This window comes from Bradyrhizobium sp., assembly GCF_049581145.1.
Lineage (GTDB): Bacteria > Pseudomonadota > Alphaproteobacteria > Rhizobiales > Xanthobacteraceae > Bradyrhizobium.
Genome location: NZ_JBAURI010000274.1, coordinates 1 through 8083 on the forward strand (window position 1 = coordinate 1; position 8083 = coordinate 8083).

5 protein-coding genes are annotated in these 8083 nt (G+C 62.6%); all 5 read left to right on the forward strand.

Going from position 1 to position 8083, the window contains the following annotated elements; genetic code table 11:
- On the forward strand, positions 1–1272 hold a 1272-nt coding region (gene serA / locus WCB02_RS09175; protein WP_423957671.1), incomplete at its 5' end, for a phosphoglycerate dehydrogenase.
- Positions 1273–2022: 750 nt separating this feature from the next.
- Positions 2023–3633 (forward strand): ABC transporter substrate-binding protein, encoded by a 1611-nt coding sequence (locus WCB02_RS09180; RefSeq protein ID WP_423957679.1) that lies wholly within the window; start codon positions 2023–2025, stop codon positions 3631–3633.
- 783 nt (positions 3634–4416) lie between these two features.
- Positions 4417–6033, forward strand: a complete 1617-nt coding sequence (locus tag WCB02_RS09185) for an ABC transporter substrate-binding protein (protein WP_423957674.1) — start codon at positions 4417–4419, stop codon at positions 6031–6033.
- A 506-nt stretch (positions 6034–6539) separates the two neighbouring features.
- Positions 6540–7199, forward strand: a complete 660-nt coding sequence (locus WCB02_RS09190; protein ID WP_423957676.1) for a hypothetical protein — start codon at positions 6540–6542, stop codon at positions 7197–7199.
- 43 nt (positions 7200–7242) lie between these two features.
- Positions 7243–8083, forward strand: an 841-nt coding sequence (locus WCB02_RS09195) for a CHASE2 domain-containing protein (RefSeq protein WP_423957678.1), incomplete at its 3' end; no start/stop codon positions are given.

The window sequence follows — 8083 nt, forward strand, 5'->3', positions numbered from 1 at the left end:
GAACACGCCATCACCTTGATGCTGGCCTTGGCGCGCGAGATCCCGCAGGCCGACGCCTCGACGCAAGCTGGAAAGTGGGAAAAGAACCGCTTCATGGGCGTCGAGATCACCGGCAAGGTGCTCGGCGTCATCGGTTGCGGCAATATCGGCTCCATCGTCGCCGACCGCGCGCAGGGCTTGCGCATGCGCGTGATCGCTTTCGACCCGTTCCTGTCGCCTGAACGCGCCAGGGATATCGGGGTCGAGAAGGTCGAACTCGACGAATTGTTCAAGCGCGCCGATTTCATCACGCTGCACACCCCGCTGACCGACAAGACCAGGAACATCATCGATGCCGAAGCCCTCGCCAGGATGAAGCCGGGCGTGCGCATCATCAATTGCGCGCGCGGAGGCCTGGTCGACGAGCAGGCGTTGGTCGATGCGCTCGACGCCAAGCAGGTCGCGGGCGCGGCCTTCGACGTGTTCGTGGAGGAGCCCGCCACCAAGAACGTGCTGTTCGGCCATCCCAATGTGATCTGCACGCCGCATCTCGGCGCATCCACAACGGAAGCGCAGGAGAATGTCGCGCTTCAGGTCGCCGAACAGATGTCGGACTATCTCTTGAGCGGCGCGATCTCGAATGCAGTCAACTTCCCTTCGATCACGGCGGAAGAGGCGCCGAAGCTGAAGCCGTTCATCGAACTGGCCGAAAAGCTCGGCTCGTTCGCCGGCCAGCTCACCGAGTCCGGCATCACGAAGGTGCAGATCACCTATGAGGGCCACGTCGCCGAGATGAAGATCAAGGCACTGACCTCGGCGGTGCTGTCGGGCCTGCTTCGGCCGATGCTGGGTGACATCAATGTCGTCTCCGCCCCCGTCGTCGCCAAGGAGCGCGGCATGGTGGTCGACGAGGTGGTGCGCGCGGCGCAGAGCGATTACGAAAGCCTGATCACGGTCACTGTCATCACCGAACGGCAGGAGCGTTCGGTGTCCGGCACGGTCTATGCCGACGGCAAGCCGCGGCTGGTCGACATCAAGGGCATCCGGGTCGATGCCGAATTCGGCAAGTCGATGATCTATGTGACCAACGAGGACAAGCCGGGCTTCATCGGCCGGTTCGCAAGCCTGCTCGGCGATGCCAGGCTCAACATCGCGACCTTCCATCTCGGCCGCGTCAAGCAGGGTGGCGACGCCATCGCGCTGGTCGAGGTCGACGGCGCGGTGCCGGCGGACGTGCTCGCCAAGGTGCAGGCGCTGCCGCAGGTGAAACAGGCCAAGGCGCTCGTGTTCTAGACCCTCGTCAGTGTTGCCGACGGCGTCAGACTATTTCCGTCTGTCGAAGATCGTGACCGCCCGCCGAACGGCGGCGGTCTGCGTGTGGCCGATCAAGCCAGCGCAGGGGGGCGTTTCGCTCGGCGCGAGGCCCGTGCATCCAGACAATACGTAGTCGGCATCAATCGATGCGCGATCCGCATGTGGCCGCTCCCGCGAATCATGGAATCCATTCAGCGCCACCAAGATCATCGCGCGATTTCAATTCGAGGCAAATTTTCGTTACTCCTGTGCTGCCATATTGAGCGGTTGTGGGCGAGTACGACCCTTTATCTGCACGATGGGGTGCGATAGACCATCCATGCGTGTTGAAAAAAACCAACGGCGCTCCGGCATGGTTGCATTCCATGACGCCCGGCGCCGGCTGTGAAAAGGGCCGGAGACGCTCCAAAGACGATCCGCGCTCGCGGCGGGCACTGTCCAGCCGATTCCGTTCAACCCGCGCTTCAACTCGAAGGCCCATAAGAAGGCCCATCATCATCAATTCGGGTGGATCGCTGGTGCGTGCCCAAGCTCCGGCGGTTGCTCGCGTCGTCCAGCAAGCGGGCTGCTCAGGCTGATTTTGACCCATCCGATCTGCTGCTGCGAGGGCTCATGCCGTGGCGGCTGAAGACCTGTTGGGCGCAAGAACGCCCGACAGGGAAGAGAACAAGAAAACTGGCAAGAAAAAAGTGGCAAGAAAAAAATGGCAAGAAAAAAGTGGTGCGGTACATGCTGAACTGGTGGATCAATTCGACGCTGTTGCGTCGCTCCTGGCTGAACTCCCGCTGGACTCCCGTCCTGTTTGGCGCCTTGCTGGCAGGCACGGGCACGGCGTCCGCTGACGACCTCAGCGTCGTCCGCGATCTGGCAAGCCGCGTTGGACCGATCGTCGGTTCGGCGCAAGCCTGCCCGAACGTCGCGCCGTCGCGCGTCCAGTTGATCGTCGACAAGTTTCAGTCCGTGATCCGGGAAGTCTCGAATGACGACGCCGTGCGCGGCGACCTCTCACGGCTTTTCGAACACTACCTCGGCGATGGCCGCAGCCTGGTCAGCACCGGGAGGACGGTTTGCACAGCGGCGGAAAGCCAGATTGCCGATCTTGAACGAACCATCAATATCGTGCCCCCTCCATCCGGGGCCGCGTCGTCGCTCGCCGATGCCATTGCCCCCGCGGCGGCCAACGCCGCCGTCGTGCCGACCGAGCCTGTTCCTCAGGGCGACGTGCATGGCGTGACCGATCGTGAAATCCGTTTCGGGATGGTCATTCCATACACCGGCAGCGCGAAAGAAAACGGCCAGAGCTACAAGCTTGGCTTCGAAGTCGCGTTCGCCAAGGCGAACGACGGCGGCGGCGTCAATGGCAGGATGCTCAAGCTGATCCCGGCCGACGACGGCTTCGAGCCGTCGCGGACGCTGGGCGCCATGAAGCAGCTCTGGGACAAGGATCAGGTGTTCGGCTATGTGGGCAACCTCGGTACGCCGACCGCTGAGGTATCGGTGCCCTTCGCGCTCGATCACCGGGCGTTGTTCTACGCCGGGTTCACCGGCGGCAGCGTGCTGCGGCACGATCCTCCTGATCGCTATGTGTTCAACTACCGGCCAAGCTTTGTCGAAGAAGGCGATGCCGCGGTGCGTTATCTTTTGAAGATGCGCAAGCTGAGACCGAACCAGATCGCCGCCTTCGGCGAGAATGACTCGCTCGGCGACCAGGGCTTTGCCGGTGTCGCGAAGGCCTTTCGCGCCATTGGCCTGAACGATTCTTCCATCCTGCGACTGACCTATAACCGTAATACGCTCGACGTGGACGATGCGGTCAATCAGCTCAGGCAGCAGAAGGTTCCGATCCGCGCGGTGGCGATGACGGCGACCACGCGGCCGGCGGCCAAGTTCATCGAAAAGACTCGCGACCTGTTCCCGGGCATGATCTACACGAACATGTCGATCGTCGGCGCCACTGCGTTCGCCGAAGAGCTGAAGCTGCTGGGACCGCGCTTTGGCGAAAACGTCATCGTGACCCAGTCGGTCCCGGCCGTGGCGGGCTATTCGAGCGAGGTGCTCGAGTTCAAGACCGCGCTGGCGAAATACGCTCCGGGCGAGACTCCGGACTACATCTCGCTTGAAGGTTTCATCGCGGCCAACGTCCTGATCGACGCGCTCAGGCGATGCGGTCGGCAGGTCGATAGCGAAAAGCTCGTTGAGGCGCTCGAGAACACGCGCAATCTGGATCTCGGCCTTGGTGCACCGATCAATTTCGGCCGCAGCGACCACCAGGCTATGCACAAGGTCTGGGGAACGCAGCTGGACAAGGACGGAAAATTCCAGCCGATCGAGCTTGAATGATCCGGCCCGACCACGGCGCCGAAGGCGTGCTGAATCCTGGCCAAAGCGGGCATTTAACGGCGCTGGTGGTCCAAACGCGGTCGCTTCCCTTTTGCCGGCCAGGAGGGGGAGATCGGGTGCTCGCAGTCTGAACGACTGTTTTCTGCGGTGCGCGCCGTCGCGGCGGCCTGCCTTCCGGTTACCCCGATCGATCGGTCCTCATCCCGGCGCTCGACTTGTCGCGCCGAGATAACCCGGATCCCTGGCGAGATCTGCTCCAATGTTATGCTCGCCGTGTCGCGTCCCAGTTCGAGACAAATTTTGTCTGCTTTTGTGCCTTGGTGTTCTGCGATTGGAGAGCGTTGCCCCTTTATCTGCACAATTGCGTGCTTGAGATGCAACTAATGAGTGCTGAAACAGAGCAACGGCGCCGGCGATAGTGCATTTCGTTGTGCACGCATGGAGTGCATGAAGGTCGGAGACGCGATGGTCACGTGTCGAGGATCCCGAAAACAGTGTCGTGCGCGTGGCTGGCGACCCAGCCGCCGGGTCGTGCCGACTCGCCTCGAAAGCCCGCGCTGCGCTGCCGCGCGAGCGCCAAACGCCCCAGCCAAACCGGCGAACGTGCAATTCCAGCCGCGGCTCGCCTCGTTCGGCAAGCCGACCGCGCAAGGCGATGTCGAGCCCTCCGACAACTGCCGCGACGGTTCATATCGTCGTGGCCCTAAAAGAGCGGTTCGACGGAAACATTCAATAACGAAGAGCAACACGTAGCAACAGCAACGAGCGGGGTGGGGCAAGTACATGTTGAATCAGTGCAACAAACCAAGCCTGTCGCGTCGCGCCTGTCTGAATTCCTGCTGGACTCCGATCCTGTTTGGCGCGTTGCTCGCAACCGCGGGCCCGGCATCCGCCGACAATGTCAGCGTCGTACGTGACCTCGCAAGCCGCGTTGGACCGATCATTGGTTCGGCGCAGGCCTGCCCGAACGTTGCGCCGCCTCGTGCCCAGTTGATCGTCGACAAGTTTCGGGCCGTGATCCGGGAAGCCTCGAATGACGACGCCGAGCGCGGTGATCTCGGGCGGCTTTTCGACCGCTACGTCGCCGATGGCCGCGACCTGGTCAACACCGGAAGGACGGATTGTACGGCGGCGGAGCGCCAGATTGCCGATCTCGAACGAACCATCAATGTGGCGCCCGCGCCCCCTCCGGCGCGGCCTTCGTCGTCGCTCGCCGACGCCATTTCGCCCTCGGCGGCCAACGCCGCGGTCGCGCCGACGCAGCCCCTTCCTGCGCCCGACGTGCACGGCGTGACCGATCACGAAATTCGTTTCGGCATCGTCATTCCATACAGCGGCAGTGCCAAGGAAAATGGCCAGAACTACAAGCAGGGTATCGACGTCGCCTTTGCCAAGGTGAACGACGCCGGCGGCGTGAATGGCAGGATGCTCAAGCTGATTCCGGCCGACGACGGCTTCGAGCCGTCGCGGACGCTCGGCGCCATGAAGCAGCTCTGGGACAAGGATCAGGTGTTCGGTTATTTGGGCAATCTCGGTACGCCGACCGCGGATGTATCGGTGCCCTTCGCGCTCGAGCACCGGGCGCTGTTCTTCGCGCCTTTCACCGGAGGCTCCGTGGTGCGGCACGATCCTCCCGATCGCTACGTCTTCAATTACCGGCCGAGTTTCATGGAGGAGGCCGACGCCGCGGTGCGTTATCTCTTGAAGATACGCAGACTGAAACCGAACCAGATCGCCGCGTTCGGCGAGAATGACGCGTTTGGCGACCAGGGATTTGCCGGTGTCGCAAGGGCATTTCGCGCGATGGGCGCGAACGATGAGTCCATCTTGCGGCTGACCTATCCCCGCAATACACTCGACGTCGACGAGGCGGTCAATCAGCTCAGGCAGCAGAAGGTCCCGATCCGCGCGGTGGTCATGACGGCGACCACGCGGCCGGCGGCGAAGTTCATCGAAAAGACTCGCGACCTGTTCCCGGGCATGATCTACACGAACATGTCGGTCGCGGGCGCCACTGCGCTGGCCGAAGAGCTGAAGCTGCTGGGACCGCGTTTTATGGAGAACATCATCGTGACCCAGGCGGTCCCCGCCGTGTCGGGCTATTCGAGCGAGGTGCTCGACTTCAAGACCGCGCTGGGGAAATACTTTCCCGGCGTGACTCCGGACTACCTCTCGTTTGAAGGTTTCATCGCGGCCAACATCCTGATCGACGCGCTCAGGCGATGCGGTCCGCAAATCGATACCGAAAGGGTGGTGGACATGCTCGAGAACACCCGCAATCTTGATCTAGGTCTCGGTGTACCGATCAGCTTCAGCCGTGGCGAGCATCAGGCCTTGCACAAGGTCTGGGGAACGGAACTGGACAAGGATGGCAAGTTCGATCCGATCGAGCTTGAATGATGCTGTTTGACGACGCCGCCCAACCGCGTGATGAGGAGAGACAGGCTGACGTGCTGGCATTTGAAGGCTGCTGATATTCCAAACGCCGCCGCTTGCATTTTCTCGATCGCAAGAGGGGCGGAGTGGTCGTTTGTGGTCTCTGAACATGTGCGCGACCGGTGCGGAGTGGTGGAATGGGCGTTTGAGGCCAAGCCCGGCGCGGTTACGGATATTTCGTTGGCATGGCGACTGCACTGGCCCAAGGACAAAGGCGTCGTCGTGGCACCGGCTGCATATGACGCGCGGAGGTAATTTGCGCCGCAGCCGTCATCCGTTTGCAACAGATGTGGCCCGAAACAGCGCCGGAGGGTCTTTGCGGCCGTGACCGCGCGGCCAATAAGTTGGCCGTGTGTGAGCCGTGTGTGATATGGCTCATGATGTTCGGCATGGTCCGACGCTGGCTGTCCTGTCGGCAGGTCGCCGCCCGATATGCCATGGCGAGGGCCGATTTCACCGGGGTCTTTCAAATGAAACGCGTGTGTGCCGCGATTATTGGCTTTCTCGGATTGATCGGCGCGGCCCAAGCGCAGGCACCTGTTGCCGTCGTCGAGGACGTGCGAGGCAAGGTCTCGGGCGCGGAGTTGATGGACTATGTCGTTCCCGGCCAGCTCATCAAGCTCGGGACCGGCGGCGTGGTTGTGCTCGACTACATGAAATCCTGCTGGCGCGAAATTATCTCGGGGATCGGCACCGTGATCGTGGGGACCGAGCAGAGCGCGGTTCACCTTGCCGAGTTCAGGGCCGACAAGGTGGCGTGCGACCCGAGCCAGTCGCAGCATATCGGCCACGAGACGGGCGAGAGCGCCGCGGCATTGGTGCGCGGTCTCAACGAACCGGATCCGCCGCCGCTCGTGCTCCACGGACTGTCGCCGATCATCGCGGCATCCGGCCGCGGCAAGCTGGTCGTCGAACGGCTCGACGTCAAAGGCGAGCGCTATGAGATCGACCTGACGCCCGCGTCCCTGACGCGTGGCAAGTTCTATGACTTTGCCAGGGCGAAGGTCGCGCTGAAACCGGGCGGCACATATTCGGCGATGCTGAAGTCGCGACGGGTCGTTTTCCTGGTCGATGCCCAGGCCGAGCCTGGGCCCGGCCCCGTGATTGGCCGCTTGGTCCCGCTGCAATAGAAGGAAGCGGCGAGGCCATGACGTGCGTCTCATGGGAAACGTCTTGAGCCAAACCTTCCGGCGGAAGGCGACCGTGATCGTGGTGATCGCCTTGCTCAGCGGGCTTGCGTCCGCGCTTCCTCCGTTCGATCTGCTGCATGGCTGGTCGATCGACATCCTTACCGCGCTGCGCTGGCGGGCATTCGGCCCGCGCCGCGACCCCGCGATATTTCCGGTCGCGGTGATCGTGATTGATGAGGAGACATACCAGACCCCGCCGTTCAAGGATTCGCCGACAGCGACCTGGACCACGGAAATCGGCCGCGTGCTGAGCGCGGTGCTTGACGGCGGAGCCAGGTTGACAGGCTTCGACCTTGTGCTTCCCAATTCGATCGAGCAATCCGAAATCCCCTTCGGCGATACGTCTCTGGGATTGAGGATGCGCGGCTTCGATCGCCCCTTCCTGTTATCTCTGAGGGCAGGGGCTATCGCCGGCAAGGTCGTGCTCGGCGAAATTCTGCACGCCGAAGGGGCGAACGAGCCTTCGCCCGGACAACGCATCGCGGTCGGTCAGGCCAAGAATATCCGCGCGCTCAACGTTTACACCGATCCCGACGAGGTGGTGCGGCGCGTGCCGCTGACGTTTTCGGGCAACGGCACGGTCGTGCCGTCGATGGCGCTGGAGCTGGCGGCGCGCGCGCAAAACGCCGAACCTCTGTTCGCCGGCGACGGCAGTGTCACGCTCGCCGGCTATCGTATTCCGAGTGCGGTTGCAAACACGCTGACGCTGAATTTCGATGGCGGCGCCAGTGATATCCAGACCTATTCGTTGGCCGACCTGCGAGCCTGCGTCCAGCGCGACGACAAGGGCTTCTTTCAACGCCATTTCGCCGGCCGCGTGGTCA